The 16,358-nt window shown below is 60.2% G+C and carries 24 protein-coding genes and 1 riboswitch; of the genes, 19 read left to right on the top strand and 5 right to left on the bottom strand.

Annotation, left to right across the window (positions count from 1 at the left end; all coding sequences use genetic code 11):
• The first annotated feature begins 110 nt into the window (after window positions 1-110).
• The 5 genes from CFA77_RS01690 to CFA77_RS01670 all read left to right on the top strand — a co-directional run bounded on the left by CFA77_RS01690 (window position 111) and on the right by CFA77_RS01670 (window position 2,830).
• Window positions 111-866 carry a phosphodiester glycosidase family protein gene (locus CFA77_RS01690; RefSeq protein WP_206991984.1) on the top strand — a complete coding sequence of 252 codons (756 nt, stop codon included), beginning with the start codon at window positions 111-113 and terminating at the stop codon, window positions 864-866.
• Between the two features lie 51 nt (window positions 867-917).
• The gene (locus tag CFA77_RS01685) at window positions 918-1,298 is read left to right on the top strand and encodes a hypothetical protein (RefSeq protein ID WP_206991983.1); all 381 of its coding nucleotides are present in this window, start codon (window positions 918-920) and stop codon (window positions 1,296-1,298) included.
• Window positions 1,299-1,331: 33 nt separating this feature from the next.
• Complete coding sequence (locus CFA77_RS01680) at window positions 1,332-1,688, top strand: ArsC/Spx/MgsR family protein (protein ID WP_206991982.1); 357 nt, start codon at window positions 1,332-1,334, stop codon at window positions 1,686-1,688.
• A complete protein-coding gene (locus CFA77_RS01675; protein ID WP_206991981.1) occupies window positions 1,685-2,047 on the top strand; it encodes an MmcQ/YjbR family DNA-binding protein in 363 nt (120 codons plus the stop codon). The genes CFA77_RS01680 and CFA77_RS01675 overlap by 4 nt, the downstream gene beginning before the upstream one ends.
• 72 nt (window positions 2,048-2,119) lie before the next feature.
• Complete coding sequence (locus CFA77_RS01670) at window positions 2,120-2,830, top strand: hypothetical protein (protein WP_206991980.1); 711 nt, start codon at window positions 2,120-2,122, stop codon at window positions 2,828-2,830.
• Between the two features lie 4 nt (window positions 2,831-2,834).
• Here the strand turns inward: CFA77_RS01670 and CFA77_RS01665 are convergent, their stop codons facing one another.
• The 3 genes from CFA77_RS01665 to CFA77_RS01655 all read right to left on the bottom strand — a co-directional run bounded on the left by CFA77_RS01665 (window position 2,835) and on the right by CFA77_RS01655 (window position 4,581).
• Complete coding sequence (locus tag CFA77_RS01665) at window positions 2,835-3,638, bottom strand: hypothetical protein (protein WP_206991979.1); 804 nt, start codon at window positions 3,636-3,638, stop codon at window positions 2,835-2,837.
• A 126-nt stretch (window positions 3,639-3,764) separates the two neighbouring features.
• Window positions 3,765-4,226, bottom strand: coding sequence for an SRPBCC domain-containing protein (locus CFA77_RS01660; RefSeq protein ID WP_206991978.1), 462 nt, complete (start codon window positions 4,224-4,226; stop codon window positions 3,765-3,767).
• Window position 4,227: 1 nt separating this feature from the next.
• Window positions 4,228-4,581: a helix-turn-helix transcriptional regulator gene (locus CFA77_RS01655; RefSeq protein ID WP_206991977.1), complete on the bottom strand. Its 354-nt coding sequence runs from the start codon at window positions 4,579-4,581 to the stop codon at window positions 4,228-4,230.
• Window positions 4,582-4,689: 108 nt separating this feature from the next.
• A riboswitch (TPP riboswitch) is annotated at window positions 4,690-4,858 on the top strand.
• On the opposite strand from CFA77_RS01655, the gene CFA77_RS01650 reads away from it, so the two are divergent.
• Together CFA77_RS01650 and thiC are read left to right on the top strand one after the other, a co-directional pair.
• On the top strand, window positions 4,855-5,181 hold the full coding sequence (locus CFA77_RS01650) for a hypothetical protein (RefSeq protein ID WP_206991976.1): 327 nt from the start codon (window positions 4,855-4,857) through the stop codon (window positions 5,179-5,181). (Overlaps the previous riboswitch by 4 nt.)
• Window positions 5,182-5,192: 11 nt before the next feature.
• Window positions 5,193-7,070, top strand: coding sequence for a phosphomethylpyrimidine synthase ThiC (thiC, locus tag CFA77_RS01645; protein ID WP_206991975.1), 1,878 nt, complete (start codon window positions 5,193-5,195; stop codon window positions 7,068-7,070).
• 51 nt (window positions 7,071-7,121) lie between these two features.
• Here the strand turns inward: thiC and CFA77_RS01640 are convergent, their stop codons facing one another.
• Window positions 7,122-8,021, bottom strand: coding sequence for an HAD family hydrolase (locus tag CFA77_RS01640; RefSeq protein ID WP_206991974.1), 900 nt, complete (start codon window positions 8,019-8,021; stop codon window positions 7,122-7,124).
• Window positions 8,018-8,560: a hypothetical protein gene (locus CFA77_RS01635; protein WP_206991973.1), complete on the bottom strand. Its 543-nt coding sequence runs from the start codon at window positions 8,558-8,560 to the stop codon at window positions 8,018-8,020. Before CFA77_RS01635 ends, CFA77_RS01640 begins: the two co-directional genes overlap by 4 nt.
• Before the next feature lie 196 nt (window positions 8,561-8,756).
• Between CFA77_RS01635 and CFA77_RS01630 the strand changes: the two genes are divergently transcribed.
• From CFA77_RS01630 to CFA77_RS01575, 12 genes are all read left to right on the top strand, one after another.
• Entirely contained in the window at window positions 8,757-8,966 is a 210-nt protein-coding gene (locus tag CFA77_RS01630; protein ID WP_206991972.1) for a SlyX family protein, read from the top strand.
• A gap of 140 nt (window positions 8,967-9,106) precedes the next feature.
• Window positions 9,107-9,556: a hypothetical protein gene (locus tag CFA77_RS01625; RefSeq protein ID WP_206991971.1), complete on the top strand. Its 450-nt coding sequence runs from the start codon at window positions 9,107-9,109 to the stop codon at window positions 9,554-9,556.
• An 86-nt stretch (window positions 9,557-9,642) separates the two neighbouring features.
• Window positions 9,643-10,110, top strand: coding sequence for a phage tail protein (locus CFA77_RS01620; protein WP_206991970.1), 468 nt, complete (start codon window positions 9,643-9,645; stop codon window positions 10,108-10,110).
• 119 nt (window positions 10,111-10,229) lie between these two features.
• Window positions 10,230-10,757, top strand: a complete 528-nt coding sequence (locus CFA77_RS01615; protein ID WP_206991969.1) for a hypothetical protein — start codon at window positions 10,230-10,232, stop codon at window positions 10,755-10,757.
• A gap of 160 nt (window positions 10,758-10,917) precedes the next feature.
• Window positions 10,918-11,214 (top strand): hypothetical protein, encoded by a 297-nt coding sequence (locus CFA77_RS01610; RefSeq protein ID WP_206991968.1) that lies wholly within the window; start codon window positions 10,918-10,920, stop codon window positions 11,212-11,214.
• A gap of 217 nt (window positions 11,215-11,431) precedes the next feature.
• Entirely contained in the window at window positions 11,432-12,760 is a 1,329-nt protein-coding gene (locus CFA77_RS01605) for a JmjC domain-containing protein (protein WP_206991967.1), read from the top strand.
• An 83-nt stretch (window positions 12,761-12,843) separates the two neighbouring features.
• Window positions 12,844-13,062, top strand: coding sequence for a hypothetical protein (locus tag CFA77_RS01600; protein WP_206991966.1), 219 nt, complete (start codon window positions 12,844-12,846; stop codon window positions 13,060-13,062).
• An 87-nt stretch (window positions 13,063-13,149) separates the two neighbouring features.
• Entirely contained in the window at window positions 13,150-13,779 is a 630-nt protein-coding gene (locus tag CFA77_RS01595; protein ID WP_206991965.1) for a fasciclin domain-containing protein, read from the top strand.
• Between the two features lie 78 nt (window positions 13,780-13,857).
• On the top strand, window positions 13,858-14,361 hold the full coding sequence (gene ruvC, locus CFA77_RS01590; RefSeq protein WP_206991964.1) for a crossover junction endodeoxyribonuclease RuvC: 504 nt from the start codon (window positions 13,858-13,860) through the stop codon (window positions 14,359-14,361).
• Window positions 14,361-14,981, top strand: a complete 621-nt coding sequence (gene ruvA, locus CFA77_RS01585; protein ID WP_371822997.1) for a Holliday junction branch migration protein RuvA — start codon at window positions 14,361-14,363, stop codon at window positions 14,979-14,981. Before ruvC ends, ruvA begins: the two co-directional genes overlap by 1 nt.
• Complete coding sequence (ruvB, locus tag CFA77_RS01580; RefSeq protein ID WP_206991962.1) at window positions 14,978-16,006, top strand: Holliday junction branch migration DNA helicase RuvB; 1,029 nt, start codon at window positions 14,978-14,980, stop codon at window positions 16,004-16,006. Before ruvA ends, ruvB begins: the two co-directional genes overlap by 4 nt.
• A 97-nt stretch (window positions 16,007-16,103) precedes the next feature.
• The gene (locus CFA77_RS01575) at window positions 16,104-16,346 is read left to right on the top strand and encodes a YdcH family protein (protein ID WP_206991961.1); all 243 of its coding nucleotides are present in this window, start codon (window positions 16,104-16,106) and stop codon (window positions 16,344-16,346) included.
• Window positions 16,347-16,358: the final 12 nt, after the last annotated feature.

The following is a 16,358-nucleotide window of genomic DNA, read 5'->3' as shown; positions in this document are numbered from 1 at the left end:
AATTTCGATATATCTAAATTTCAAGATTCGATATATCGAAAATATACCGATCCCCAGTCTCGTGGAATTTGTGCATGGCGCTAGATCCAGCCAGCCGCTAATTTGTCGGCATGCGTCTCTGGTTTGCCATTCTCGTCTGCACGGTTCTGATGCAAGCTTGCGCTCAGGCGGAAACCCCGTCGCCATGTGCCCCGGTAAAGCATCTCGGCCAACCTTATACGGTGTGCTCCTTTGAGGCGCCCACATCGGTAAACCTCTGGCTCACTCACCCCGATGGCGCGCCCTTCGGTCAGTTCGACCGGCTGGCCGCCCATCTCGCCGATCACGGCCAGACGCTTGAGTTTGCCATGAACGCCGGCATGTATCATCAGGACCGCCGCCCGGTCGGGCTTTATGTCGAGCAGGGCGAAAAAGTCGCCTCGCTCGTGACGCGTGAGGGGCCGGGCAATTTCGGCCTGCTTCCCAACGGGGTATTCTGGGTGGATCAAGACGGCACCCCCCATGTCACAGAAAGTCTCGCCTTTGAGGCCGAGGCACCGGACGCGCGCTTTGCGACACAGTCCGGCCCCATGCTGGTGATCGACGGTGCATTGCATCCGAGATTCAACGCGGACGGCCCCAGCCGGAAACGTCGCAATGGCGTGGGCGTCACCGCTGATGGCGCAACGCTCTATTTCGCCATCAGTGATGTGCCCGTGAACTTCCACAGTTTTGCCAGCCTGTTTCGCGACAAGCTGAACACGCCCAACGCCCTCTTTCTGGATGGATATGTCTCAAAGCTCTACGCGCCGGAGATCGGCCGCAACGAGACCGGTCTCGATATGGGCCCGATTGTTGGCGTGGTCCGCCCCTCCGATACGGACTGACCAACCCCGCCCGGCATGATATGCTGATCAGCGTATCCAGAGGAGCCTGTCATGCTCGCCCATACAATCCTGCTCGTCTTCGGCCTCTACTTCATGGCGTGTGGAGCCGGCCTGTTGGCAAACCCTAACCGCATGGCCCGCCTGATCGACGAATTGGAAGACAGCCCGGCGATCGGCTTTCTGTGCGGCGCGGTCATGATCTTTGCGGCGGGGGGAACCTTGTCAGTCCAGAACAGTTTCTCCACCGCAACCGATGGCATCGCAACCCTGATCATCGCAGGGGCGCTCGTCGAAGGTCTCCTCCTGGTGGCATGGCCCAAACCACTCTGGGCATTGGCACACTGGATGATGCCGGATGATGATCATTTGCGCGGATTTGGCATTGTTGCGCTCGCGCTTGGCCTGGTTGTGTTTGCCATCGGTGCGTTCTAGCCCTTTGAGGCACCACACTTAGAGGAGACCCCCATGTCGGCTGGCCCGGTTACGCTGTACGGATTGAAGAATTGCGATTCCTGCAAGAAAGCCCTGAAAGAACTTGATGCCTCGGACCGGGAGACCGCTTTTGTCGACATTCGCGAAGACGCCGACCTTGACCGGCTCTTGCCAGCCTGGCTGAAGGCCGTCGGCGCGGAAAGACTCGTCAATCGCCGTTCGACCACATGGCGTACCTTGTCAGAGGCTGAGAAGTCAGGCGCGCTGGGCGAAGGCGCCGCGGGCCTGTTGAAGGCGAATCCCACGCTGATCAAACGTCCGGTCATCGATACCGGTGCGGAAATCCTCGTGGGCTGGGACAGCGGCACGCAGCAGGCGCTCGCGCGGTGACACTGGAAGATTACAATTCCTATTGCGCAGGCCTCGGCCAGACAACGCATGTGGTCCAATGGGGTGGCTCCCATGTCTGGAAGATTGGCGGCAAGGTCTTCGCCATGGGAACACCGGACGGCGACCAGCTCGCCGCGTGCACGTTCAAGGTCCGCCCGATCAGCTTTCATATCCTGAAAGACCAGCCCGGCTGCCAGGGCGCGCCTTACCTTGCTTCACGTGGCATGAAATGGATCCAGCGTTTCTCGGACGAAACCCTGTCGGATGACGACCTCAAGGACTATGTCGCAGAATCCTTTCGCCTGATCGCCACTGCCCTCAGCAAGAAAAAGCAGCGCGAACTCGGTCTGCTCGATTAGCGCGCATCCTGCCTGCATGTCGCATTGACCTCACTCGCCGCTATCGGCATGCGCGCAGGACAGGAGTTGCCCATGTCCACACCGATCACCATCCTCGTGCCCGCCATGTTCAACGGCCCCCCGGGCTCGGCCAATGGAGGCATCTCGGCAGGTCTCGCCGCAAGCCAGATTGATGGTCCGGCAGAAGTTTCCCTGCGCGCGCCACCGCCGCTCGACATGGCGATGGAGGTTGTCCCAACAGGTGACGGATACGAAGTCCGGCATGGGGACCAGCTGGTCATGACCGCGCAACCTGCCGCACCGCTTGCCCCTCCCCCCGCTGCGCCAAACTTCGAGACAGCACAGACAGGCCCGGACAGTTTCCCCCCTGTCGAGACCCACGCGTTTCCCCGCTGCTATGTCTGTGGACCAGAGCGCACCGACGATGGCCTCTGCCTCTTCACCGGCAAGCCGAATGGCTATGACGGGGTGACAGATGTCTGGACACCGGATGAAAGCCTTGCCGGCGAAGACGGCTTGGTGCGCCCGGAAATACTATGGGCCGCGCTCGACTGTCCGGGCGCCTTTGCGATTGGCTTTCAGGACAATCCGATGGTGCTGGCCCGCATCACCGCGCAGGTGCATGCACGCCCCGCCCCCGGCGACGATCTGATTGTTGCCGGCTGGTCTCTCTATGATGACGGCCGCAAGCATGGCGCTGTCACCGCACTGTTCACGCGCGACGGCCAGCTGCTGGCTCAGTCGGAGCAATTGTGGATCGAACTGAAGCGGCCTGCAGCCTGACCAATCAGCGCCGACGGCGCGGGTTCAGGTAGAGATTGCGCTCCTGCGTGTCGAGTTGGCGCACGGCCCGCCCAAGATGCAGCTGTTCGACTTCTTTCGCCACATGCCGACGGGCGGCGCCGTTGAATTTCAGCAGGGCACAGAACATCTGCAACACGGCCTCCAGCTTGGCATAGCTTTCCGCCGCATCCACTTTAACGATCCATGATCCGCCCAGATTGATGATCCGGTGATCCAGCTTGCCGATCTTGCGACCCCGATCATCATACAGACTATAGTCTGCACCGATGCCTATGACGTTGCGGCGCAGGCGATAGAAGCGCGGGCCTTTCGTCGTGTCGATAAAAAAGGAAAATTTCTCCGGGAAAAGCGGCCACTTCTGCGCCGACCGTTCCAACTGGATAATCTGGTCATGACGGCTGATATTGACTGAATAGGACGGCACCGGTGTGCCCTTCGCCCCGATGCTCAGTTGCAATGACCGGCCCATCAACAATTCTGCCGTCCCGCGCCAGTGCATGCCTTCGGAAAACAATTTCAGCACCAGCCGGCGCTTCATGCCTTCCCCGGTTTTCCACATTTCCTTGCGATAGGCGAGAATGCCCGTCCGCTCGCGACCATCCTTGATCTGGCCAAAGATCTCCATGTCCTTGGTGAACTGGTCAGACGCGGCCTCATGCTGGGTCTGTTTCATGATGCCGATTTCGGTCGGGTTCAGATCGGTCGCCCAGAGGTCCACCTTGAAGGTCTTGTATTTCGGTTTTGCTTTGGTCTCTTCGGCGCCGCCGAATGTTGCAGTAAAGGCCATGAAGCACATCTCCGGGGTCGGGGTTTGCGCCCATCATCGCGATTCGGAGTCGCCATAAGGTTAACAAAATGCCGTCTGGGATTAATCAGCTGCTATTTCTGCAACTGAGTACAGCCCCAACCCGGATCAGCCTGCCTGCAACAATTCCTCCAGCCGGATCAGCGCGCTGCCCCAGCCCGCCTGCGCCTCCTCCAGCAGGGCCGATCCGTCCAGTGCCACGGTCTGCAGCGTCATGACCATACGCGTCCCTTCCCCTTCCGGCAGGAATTCCGCCGAGACGAGGCAGGCCCCTTCGGTTGCCTCCATGGAGGCGATGATCTCGGTATAGACGATGCGCTTGTCCGGCACGATGTCATGATAGCGGCCGCGCACCACGGCCACGGCCTCGCCGCCCGCCAGGCAGGTCGTCACATCTTCTCCGCCCACGGAAAAGTCGGCCGCATCGATGCGCATATCGATCTCGTCAGAGGGCGAGCCCCAGACCTTGCGCTGCTCCGGATCGGCCCAGGCCGCAAAGACGCGGGCCGGCGAGGCCGAAAGCCCCTTCTCCATTGTGGCGGTGCCATGCTGTACGGTATGATGAGTCATGTCAGGTGTCCTTTTCGGGGTCGTCTGCGTTCAGGAAAGCATCCAGCCGGTCGAGGCGCGCCGCCCAGGCCTGCTGATATTGCGTGATCCAGGATTTCAACTCTGCCAGCCGCGCCGCTTCCAGTCGGCAGTGCCGGACCCGGCCTTCCTTGCGGCTGGATACGAGCCCGGCTTTTTCCAGCACGCGGACATGCTGCAGGAAGCTCGGCAGCGCCATGTCATAGGGCTCCGCCAGCTCGGCAATGCTCGCCTCGCCGAGGCTCAGCTGCGCGATCACGCCGCGCCGGGTCGCATCGCCGAGGGCGTGGAAGGCCCGGTCGAGAGCGGCTGGATCGGAAGAAGAATAGTTAGGCATGCGCCTATCTATTGCGATGGACTGACGCCTGTCAAGACACTTAGGTAATCACCTATCTTTTCTCGCCAGCTGCCCCCTTTCCTTCCTCCCACAACGCGCCTATTCTCCCGGCCATCCGAGGGGCGCGTCTGGTAAGCGCTGAGATGGAGCTGAGGTCAGCGAGGAAAAGTGGGAACCGGTTTTCCGCCCGCGCTGACCGTTCGAAAGAACACCGCTCCAGCACCCTTTGAACCTGATCCGGCTAATACCGGCGCAAGGGACGGGAGTGAGCGCGTGGAATATATACGACTTCAGTATCAGGACTCCGCCTCCGCAATGCCGGAAGAGCGGTGGTTCGAGCTGAATCAAAACGCTGCAGTGAAACGCACGATCCACATTTGCGATACACGCGCCGTCAACAACAGTATTGCCATCCAGTCCCATCGTCAGGCAGCTTTCGCCGATTGGGCTTATACCTCCGACGATCCCTGCCTGTTCGCCAACGCCTATGCGACTCCTGCGGATCTTGTGCAGGAGTGGACCCGGAAAGGCTTCATCCAGCTGCCCGCCACAGCCGCCGACTTCAACAAGACATTCATGTCCGCCACACCGGCCATCTAAGGAATAGCCCCATGAACAAGCCCACAGACCAAAGCCAGTTCGAGACCCCAAAAGTCACCACCGGCGCCCTGCCCGCCAGCCGCAAGGTCTATTCCCACCCTGCCGACGCGCCGGACATTGCCGTGCCGCATCGCGAGATCGACCTCCACCCCAGCGCCAATGAGCCCGCCGTGCCCGTCTATGACACGTCCGGCCCCTATACCGATCCGTCGGTCACCATCGACGTGGAAAAGGGCCTCGCCCGCGACCGGCGCGCCTGGGTGCTGGAGCGCGGCGGCGTCGAGGAATATGACGGGCGCCATGTGAAGCCCGAAGACAATGGCGGCGCACAAGGCAAATACCTTGCCCGCGAATTCCCGGTCACGCACAAGCCGCTGCGCGGCCTGCCGGGCCACAAGGTCACGCAATACGAATTCGCCAAGGCCGGCATCATCACGAAAGAGATGATCTATGTCGCCACCCGCGAGAATATCGGCCGCGCCAAGGCCGTGGACGGCGCTGCGGAACAGATCGCGCAGGGCGAGAGCTTCGGTGCGCACATCCCGGAATTCATCACGCCGGAATTCGTCCGCCAGGAAATCGCCGCTGGCCGCGCCATCATCCCGTCCAACATCAATCATGCCGAGCTGGAGCCACAGATCATCGGCCGCAACTTCCTTGTGAAGATCAATGCCAATATCGGCAATTCAGCGGTCACGTCTTCTGTGGAAGAAGAAGTCGACAAGATGGTCTGGGCGATCCGCTGGGGCGCCGACAATGTCATGGACCTGTCGACAGGCCGCAACATCCACAACACGCGCGAATGGATCATCCGCAACAGCCCCGTCCCCATCGGCACCGTGCCGATCTACCAGGCGCTGGAAAAGGTCGACGGCGTCGCCGAAGACCTGACCTGGGAAGTCTATCGCGACACGCTGATCGAACAGTGCGAACAGGGCGTCGACTATTTCACCATCCATGCTGGCGTCCGCCTCGCCTATATTCACCTCACCGCCGACCGCGTCACCGGCATCGTTTCGCGCGGTGGCTCGATCATGGCGAAATGGATGCTGGCCCACCACACCGAAAGCTTCCTCTACACGCATTTTGAGGACATCTGCGACATCATGCGCGCTTACGACGTCTCGTTCAGCCTCGGCGACGGCCTGCGCCCCGGCGCAATTGCAGACGCAAACGACGCGGCCCAGTTCGCGGAGCTGGAAACCCTCGGGGAACTGACGAAGATCGCCTGGGAGAAAGGTTGCCAGGTAATGATCGAAGGGCCGGGACATGTGCCGATGCACAAGATCAAGGTGAACATGGAGAAACAGCTGCGCGAATGCGGCGAGGCCCCCTTCTATACGCTGGGGCCCCTCACCACGGATATTGCACCCGGCTATGACCATATCACGTCCGGCATCGGCGCGGCGATGATCGGCTGGTACGGCACGGCCATGCTCTGCTATGTGACGCCCAAGGAGCATCTCGGCCTGCCGGACCGGGACGATGTGAAAGTCGGCGTCGTCACCTACCGCCTCGCCGCCCACGCGGCAGACCTCGCCAAGGGCCACCCCGCCGCGCAGGTGCGCGACGATGCGGTCTCACGCGCGCGCTTCGACTTCCGCTGGGAAGACCAGTTCAACCTCGCCCTCGACCCCGAAACCGCCCGCGACTTCCACGACCAGACCCTGCCCAAAGAGGCCCACAAGGTCGCCCACTTCTGCTCCATGTGCGGCCCCAAATTCTGCAGCATGAAAATCACCGCCGAAGTGCGGGAATATGCGGCAGGCATGAGCGAAAACGAACGGCTGGATCTAGAAAAGCAGGCCGCCGAAGCGCGCAAGGGGATGGAAGAGAAGAGCCGCGAGTTTATGGCGCAGGGTGGCGACATTTATGTGGAGCGGGAATGAGGCTTAGCCGATGAGCTAGCAACCCATTCGAATAATTGAGAAATCGTTCGTCTAAGACCGAACAGAATGTTTCGACCTATTGGCCGCGCGATCTGTCGCTGCAAACATTGCCATGTTTGCCTTCAAATCCAACGGGGAGTCGTCCAACACAAAATCGGGTTTAGGTTGGTGCTGACGTGAAAGTTCAATGTTCTCTTTCACTTCATCGTCAGACCAGTGAGTGATAGAAACAAGGAACTTCATATTTTCTGGGTCATGCTTGGTACCGTATTTTGCCCAAGCGGAATTTACTCCGGCACTGACAGCCATTCCCACATCTCGAATTAGACTGTCACCCACATACCAAGTTTCAGAAGGAGTCAGCCCTTCAGCATCCAATATTTGTTGAAGCACTTCCGGGTTTGGCTTTCTCACCGAGCTATCGAGAAGCCGAATTTTCGACGGTTCGATGCGAGAGTAAAACTTATCGTTGTGCAAATCCGAGTCAGAAAAGCCGACTGATCGAACGCAGTAGATGACATCGAAGAACCGTTCCAATTCAAGCCTGGATAAGCGGTCGACGGTTGCTTCAATTCTCGCTTCCGTAAAGGCTAGAATTCTAAACTGTCGCCTTCTGAGATATTTGAATAATTTTTTGGTACCTTCATAGAGCTTTAAATTAGTTTTTCTGTGTACATTAAATGCATGGAACGCCGGATCGATGACCTTCTCGGCAGAACCTTCTGGTTGCTCGGCGAAAAAGTCTCTAATGCACTCAGCCTCTAGCATGGAGTAAGGGTGCTCAATGGTCCCTTTGGAGACATTCACTTTTCTTAGATCTCGAATAATCTCTTCTTCGGAGATCCCAGTAATTTCTGAGGTCTTTTCCACCATCTCTCGGATGGCCGGAACGATTGCGTCGACCCAATTATAGAGAGTGTTATCCAAGTCGAATATTACAGACTTCGTCATACAAACACCGCGATGAGAATGCCGATCGACGTCAGTACGAACACGACGACACAATAAAAATCACGGACTTTTTGACCAGCAAGCTTTTCCTTCTCAGAGGTGAATACTCCGTTCTCGTATTTTACATCTGAGTGGCGACTGTACTCACTGATGAACCTAGTCATTCCGTATTGAAGCGGTGAAAGGCGTGGTACAATAACTTTTTCGTCCAAATCTTCGACAAAAGCCACGCTCCCTCGGAGCATTTTGTGGTAGACACCGAGGTCTAGACGCCAAACGGCGACGACTGCAATCGCCGCGATAAACATGATCGCCGCGGAGATGTGAATCGACAGACAAGCGATGTTTAACCGAGCATCTTCAAAATTGGACAAAAGAACCACGTTAAGGCCGAGCGCAGCAACCACAAACGTAAGGCCTAATTGTCTAGATCGTACGCACAAATCATTGAAGTGCATCTGAGTGCTGATCGACTGCTTCCACAAATCAACAAGCTGCTCAGGTCCAAGTTGTGCGACAGGTGGCGAATCATCTGCCATAACAGTTACTCCAAATGACGACTGTGCGACTGTGAAATGTACAGTGGGGGAATTCGATTTCAGTTGCAATTCAATGTAATGTTCTTTTTATGTTCCGCAATAGGTGCGCCGCAATAGATACATGACCTCTCCTGTTGCATCATCTGTGCGCAAGATCTAATTGCCTCACCCCGCCCCTGCCGCTACCCCCCCCAACATGACAGACACATCCCGCCTCGACGAGCTTGAAATGCGTGTGGTTCATCAGGATCAGACGATTGAGGACCTCAACGCCGCCATCACGGCGCAATGGAAGCTGATCGAGCGGCTGGAGCGACAGGTTGCGCGCCTCGCCGAGCGCGTCGCCGACAGCGAGCGGTCACCCGGCGACGCGGCCCCCGTGGACCGGCCCCCGCCGCATTATTAGCGTCGCCCCGTAGGGCGGGTTAGCGGAGCGTAACCCGCCATCCGCTCTTGCCGTCTGGCGGGTCATGACCCGCGCGCTTCACGCCCGGGAAAATTCCGCCTAAGCTGCCTTCTGGCCCATAGCGCGACGGGGGACGCGGCATGACGAATTACGAACTCACCTATCTCTTCTACGAGGCCATCCAGGTCGGCAATGGCACGATGGCGAATTACATGACGCTGGTGTTCGGCATGCTGGTGACCAGCTATCTCGCCGCCCACCGGCTGGACCGGGTGATGATGTGGATCGCGCTGGTCATCTATTCCATGTTCGCCCTCGGCTTCTGCAACGAGATCTTCCAGTCCTATAGCGACTTTGCCCGCCTCGGCCTGTTGCTGGCCGAGCGGGGCCAGCTGCCAGACAGCGACCTTGGCTGGTTTGGTGCGGTCGCCGTGGGCGAAGAGCCATTCCATGTGATCCCGAAACTCGTCGCCCTCATGACGCTGGCCGCTTATGCTGGCTCCATTGCCTTCTTCTTCCGCGCCCGGAAGGCCAATCTATCAAAGGGTATTGGTCCCGTGGAGCCGGGGGATGCGGACAACGACGCCTGACCTATCCTCCATCGCCCCGCGATCCTTCTTCTTGCCACGCCCGCACAGCGTCATAGAGTGAACCCACCATATTGGGAGGACACGGAATGATTCGGAAATTTGCACTCACGGCAGCCCTGACAGGCGCACTCATGGCGGGGGCTGCGCCTGCAGCCCATGCGGGCCCGGACGCATATCTCGGCGAGATCATGACGGTGGGCTTCAATTTCTGTCCACGGGGCACGCTGGAAGCCGATGGCCGCCTGCTGCCGATCAATGAGAACACCGCCCTCTTCTCCCTGCTCGGAACACTCTATGGCGGCGACGGGCGCACGACGTTTGCCCTGCCCGATCTGCGCGGGCGCGTTGTGGTGGGCGCAGGCCAGGGCCCCGGCCTGACCGACCGCCGGCAGGGCGCGCGCGGCGGCACAGAGTCTAACATTGCCGGCCCGGCGCTTGCGCATGATGGCGCGGCAAACCCGCTCGGCGACTCCGCCGCCGGCAACAATATGCCACCCTGGCTCGCGCTGAAACACTGCGTGGTGACGCAAGGCATTTATCCGTCGCGAAGCTAGGCAGACCAGCGCGGCGATTGCGAACCTGCTGGATACATCCCGCGCTCTCCTCATGTGTCACCCCCGGCCGCGATAGCGGTCTGGGGGTCCAACTCTGAACGCGGCGACGGGCGCGTCCTGTGCAATCAGGCGCGCAGGCGCTGCAGAAAGCGCCGCGCGCTGCGGTGGCGAATTCCGGAGAGGGGTCCCCGGATGGCTTCGCCATCGGGGAGGATGACGGAGGCAAGATATCCGACAGGCCGCCCCACCATGCCACACTCCCCCGTATGGACCCGGCCTATCGCCCCTTCTTTGCCCATGTCTGGGCCTTCTGCTGGCCGTGGCTGTGGTGGAACCTTGCGCGGCTGACGGCCTGGCGCAAACGTACCGGGCGGCGCGTGTTCGTCTCGGTCGACAAATACGGCAATGTGGTCATCCGCTATATCGGCGATGCGCCGACACCGGACAATGCCTACACCTACACACCGCCGCGTGTGCCGCGCTGGCAGAGCCCGTCGCTGGCAAGCGACCTGCCCTGCGGCCTCGATGTACCGTCCGCATTTGTCCGGACCACTCCGTACATCTTATGGACACTTTATGGACCAGTTCGGGACCAGTTCGGCCATGCGCCGATCGGCCGAGTCAGCCCGGCCCGCGCCCCGCCCTGAGCCGGCTTTTTCCGTAATTCAGCCCAGACACCCGGACGGCCCCGCCGCTCCGGACGCCCGTGCTGGAACGAGTGCTGGCCGGAACCATTCGATTACAGCCCCGTTATGTTCGCAAGCGCGCTGAACTGCGCAACAAAGCACAAGAAGGAAGACCCAGAACATGAGTACAGGAAAAGTCATTGGAATCGCCGTCGCCGTTGTCGCCCTTGTCGGGGCCGTCTGGCTCGGCTCCACGCTGATCGATGTGGACCGGACAGAGCCCGGCAAGCTGCCGGATGTGGATGTCGCCATTGACGCCGAAGCTGGCAAGATCCCCGAATATGATGTCGATACGGGCGAAGTGAATGTCGGCACAGAAACCGAAACGGTGCTCGTGCCTGAAGTTGTGATGGTCGAAGAAGAAGTCGAAGTTCCAACCGTGGACGTTGAAGAACCGGAAGAAACTCCGGAACAATAATCGCCTCGGCGCGAATGCACTCCCCGCCCGGTACTCCGGGCGAGCAACGCCGATCCGATGGCAGGCCGCAGACGCGGTCTGCCATTTTTCGAATCTTCTGTCGGCGTCTGTCACGCCAACTCTTCCCCGCAATGCTTGTCCCATCGCCGGATTGGGATTATCTGCCTAGGTCTCAGGGCAATGCAAAAAGCGCCCGAGACCGGGGAGGTCCGACCGAATGACAGATTTCAGCTCGTTGCGCGATCCAGCCAGGCCGGCAAGCCCAGATGCGCCCGCCGCCCTGAACGGCCGCGAACTGGCAGAATTGTTAAGCCCGGTATCATGCGAAGACTTTGTGGGTCGCTATTTCGCGCGTCAGTCCCTGCATGTGAAAGGACATGCCGGGAAATTTGACCATATTTTCAGTATGGAAAGACTGAGGCTGGCTCTCGCAAGAGGGCAGCATATCGAAGATCCCCGCTTCAACCTGACCGCCTCATTCGCGGGCGGAGAAAAAGCTGGCAGCCGCAAGCCCATGTTTTCAGCGCAACTGGGTGAGGCCAGCGATCTGCTGAAATCAGGCGCCACGATCTGCATCACCAATATTCACATGGCCGATCCCTTCCTGGCCCGCTGGGCCCAGGCGATCCGCGCGCGACTCAGCTTTACCGGCACAGTTGGGGTCAATTGTTATGCCTCCCCAGACGGCGCCGGATTGCCCATGCATTATGATCGGCGCGTCGCCACGACGCTTCAGATCGCGGGAAAGAAACGCTGGATATATTCCACCGAGGCCGCCAAACGCTGGCCCGATAACAATGCGACCTATTTCGAAGGTCGCGCTGAGCCCGCCGACATTGATGTCGGGACCCTGCCGGACGATATGGCGTTTCAGGAAGTCGAGCTGAACCCCGGCGACCTTCTGTGCCTTCCAGCCGGCGCGTGGCACGCCGCCCGCGGCGTCGGGTATTCGCTCGCGCTGAACCTCTATTTTGCCCCCCGAAACCTGTTCGACCAATTGGCCCCCCTGCTCCAGGAGTTCGCGGCGTCTCGCGACAGCTGGCGCGGAGGACCTCCCGTCACATTGGATGACGCGCACGGGAACCTTCCTGACACGGTGTCAGACTATATGCGCGACCGCCTTGCCGAATTTCAAACCCTGGTGAGTGAAACGCTGGCCGAGCCGGAATCGATGAGCACTCCCTGGCTGACATCACTGACGCAAGGACCCTATACCGGATGGCAACCCGATCCGGTATTGCCCCTGCCAGCCGCGTCGGCGACGGACAGGTTTCTTGTGGTGATGCCGCCGCTGCGCTTCATCGCATCCGGCGGTCGGGTGAGCCTGCCGTGCGACAATGGTCTGCTGGACTTCCCCGCGAACTTCGCGCCCATCCTTCGTCGCCTATCCTCTGAACCGGCGGGGTTTTCAATCCCTGACATCATCGCTGGAACGCAAAGCGCCGATGCCCCTCCGCAAGCGGAGGTCATCGCCCACTTGCAGACATTGTTTCGAAACGGAATAATTGCAAAAAGCGATGCACCACACATGGCACAGCAGACGTGAATTTGTTTTCGCAGCAGATACGCGCGCAACCTTCTCAAATTTCCGGCGTTCTACCGGCTCTCTCCCACAGAAAGCCACAGGACATGTTCACCCAGCTCAATCCACCTATCCCGCTGACCGTCACGGACCGGGGCGACGGCTTCGCCATTGGCGTTATTGACTACGGCCAGGAGCACAACCTCATATGGGTCACGGTAATCACCGCGACCGGCGAAATCTGGTGCGCGCCGAACCCCTCCGTACGCGGCGTCGTGAATTGGACAATGGGTCGCCCTCGTCCCGCCACAGATAGCGCCCATTGAGAGATAAATTTTGCTCGATGCCGCTGAACCAAACCCGAAGGCGCGCGTTACCTGATCATTGCCTGCCGGAGGAAAGGATCCCCGCTCATGAAACGCCACTTACTCATTCCCGTTGCGTCCGCACTATTCCTGGCTGCCTGTTCCGGCGAGTCTTCAGACACGCGCACACTACCGCAAGACCCTGTCCAGCCCTATGCGGATGATGTCGACATTACCCCTTCCCCGGATGCGGGCGAAGAGGAAATCTATGCCGACACAATGGATCGCGACCAGATGGTCACCTCCGGCCCGAACGTGTTGGACACGATCGCCGCTGATCCGCGCCTGTCGACACTCTATGGTGCCATTGAAGCCGCAAGTCTTGACGAAACCCTCGCCACCGGCGGCCCATACACCATCTTCGCGCCGACCAATGAGGCATTCGATGCCCTGCCCACTGGCCAGCTGGAAGACTATCTGAAGCCAGACAATGCCGACAAGCTCGTCCGCGTGCTAGAATACCATATCGTCGAAGGATCCGTGCGCGCCTCCAATGTGCCCCCCGCAGATGAAGGCGTACCAACAGCCAGTCTGAACGGCCTCGACCTTTCGGTCCGCGACATGGGCGGCGGCAAACTGATGATCAATCAGGCCAGCATTCTCGAAACTGATGTCGAGGGCGGCAATGGGGTCGTACACATCATCGACTCGGTACTGGTGCCACGGGAAACCGAATAGGGTCCTGCTGCAGTCGATGTGAACAAATAGAGAAAATGCAAGGTGTCATTAACCCATCCCGCTGATAGGATGGGCGTCATGACAGCCACGATTCGCATTCTCGGCATCGACCCCGGCCTCCGCCATACTGGCTGGGGTGTCATCGAGCAGACCGGCGCCCGGCTGGCTCATATTGCGCATGGCGTGATCTCGGTAGACACCAGTCTCGCCATGTCGGAACGGCTCGGCGGCATCTTCGAGGCGGTCGGAGAACTGGCCCGGCATTACGGACCACATGCCTCAGGCGTTGAAGAAACGCTGGTCAATGCCAATCCCCGCTCGGCGCTGAAACTCGGCCAAGCGCGCGGCGCGGCCATGGCGGCGCTTTCCATGGCCGGTATTCCTGTCGCCGAATTCGCCCCACGCAAGATCAAGCTGGCCATTGTCGGGACGGGCACAGCGGACAAAGACCAAGTGGCCTTCATGGTCAAACGCCTCCTGCCCCGCGCCGGAGACATGAAATCGGACTCGGCTGATGCGCTCGCCTGCGCAATCTGTACCGCGCACCATTTGCCGCTGGAATTGAAACGAGGCGCCGCATGATCATTGGCAGGCTGACCGGAACCGTTGCCGCGCTCGGCACGGACAACATCCTGATTGACGTCAATGGCGTCGGCTATGTCTGCATGGCCGGCACGCGGCTCTTGTCCAGGGTGCATGTCGGCGAGACCAGTGTCCTGCATGTCGAGACCAAGGTCAGCGAAGCGGCGATCACACTCTACGCCTTCGGCTCTGACGAGGAACGCGCCTGGTTCGTTCGTCTTCAGGATGTGCATGGTGTGGCCGGCAAGGCCGCAATGGCCATCCTTGACGCAATCACACCGGCAGAATTGATGGACGCGATCGCCCTCGGCGATGCGTCCGTGCTGACACGCGCAAAAGGCGTTGGCAAGAAACTGGCCGAGCGGATTACCGGCGAACTGGCTGGCAAGCCACCGCCGATGGGCCGGTTTGGCAAGTTCGAAACCGCCCAGGTCGCAGGCCTTGCCAGTGCGCCCGTCGCCGCCACGACTGGCGTGCGGAGCGAGGCGATCTCGGCGCTTGCAAACCTCGGCTATGCCCAATCAGATGCCGCCCGCGCCGTGGCCAGCGCTGCGAAAGATGCCGGCGATAGCGATGTCAGTACTCTGATCAAGGCGTCGCTGAAGGAACTGGCGCGATGAGCCGCGAGGGCGAACTCTCAGACCCCAATGCCCAGGGCGGCGATGCGCTGGACCGCGCGCTGCGGCCGCAGGCGTTTGAGGATTATGTCGGCCAGCGCAAGGCAAAATCGAACCTCAAAGTCTATGTCGACGCGGCCCGCAAGCGCGAAGAGGCGCTGGACCATGTCCTGCTGTTCGGCCCGCCGGGGCTTGGCAAGACGACGCTGGCGCAAATTCTCGCCCGCGAAATGGGCGTCGGCTTCCGCGCGACCTCCGGCCCGGTTATTGCCAAGGCCGGTGACCTCGCGGCGATCCTGACCAATCTCGAACCCAATGACGTCCTGTTCATTGACGAAATCCACCGCCTGCCTCCGGTCGTGGAGGAAATCCTCTATCCGGCGATGGAGGATTACGCCCTCGATATCGTTATTGGCGAAGGCCCGTCGGCGCGGTCTGTGCGGCTGGATCTTTCCCCCTTTACCCTGGTCGGCGCCACCACACGGGCCGGCCTGCTCGCCACGCCGCTGCGCGACCGGTTCGGCATACCGCTGCGCCTTGAATTCTATGAGCCGGAAGAGCTGGCCCGGATCGTCATGGCGGCGGCCCGCAAGCTGACTGCGCCGATCACGGAAGATGGCGCCATCGAGATCGCCAGTCGCGCGCGCGGTACGCCGCGCATCGCGCTGCGCCTGTTGCGCCGCGTGCGCGACTTTGCCGAGGCAGATGGCGGCACGATCACTCAGGATTCCGCCAGAAGCGCGCTGAAACGACTGGAAATCGATTCAGACGGCCTTGATGCGCTGGACCGGCGCTACCTTCATGCGCTGGTAAAAACCTATGCCGGGGGGCCGGTCGGCGTGGAGACGCTGGCGGCGGCCCTGTCGGAAGCGCGGGACGCGGTGGAGGACGTGATCGAGCCTTACCTGATGCAAAAGGGCTATGTCGCGCGCACGCCGCGCGGCCGGGTCGCAGCGCCGCTGGCCTATGAACGCCTCGGCCTGCCGAATCCGGGCGGTCAGCAATCCGGCCTGTTCGGCGAGAAATAGGCCCCTGCCCGCAAGGATACGTAGTTTCCCCGATTCCGCGTGGCCGCGCCTCATGACCTGATAGTGCCAGACACATCTTATCAGGGAGCGACCCAATATGTCCCACACACCGCACGAACTCGCCGAAGAATTCCCGGACGCGACAGACCGCATTCATGTGCTGAAGGAAACGGATGGCCATTTTGCCCGGCTGGCCGACGAATATCACGCAGTGAACCGCCAGATTCACCGTATCGAGACAAATGTCGAGCCCGCCAGCGATGTCTTCCAGACGCAGCTGCGCAAGCACCGGATGGCCCTGAAAGACGAGATCAGCGCCATCCTGAACGCCCCGGCCTGAAAAGCCGTCAGG

This window comes from Hyphomonas sp. KY3, assembly GCF_017309975.1.
In the GTDB taxonomy this organism is placed as follows: Bacteria; Pseudomonadota; Alphaproteobacteria; order Caulobacterales; family Hyphomonadaceae; genus Hyphomonas.
The sequence above is the reverse complement of the archived record's forward strand: the minus strand, read 5'-3'. Positions and strand labels throughout refer to the sequence as shown.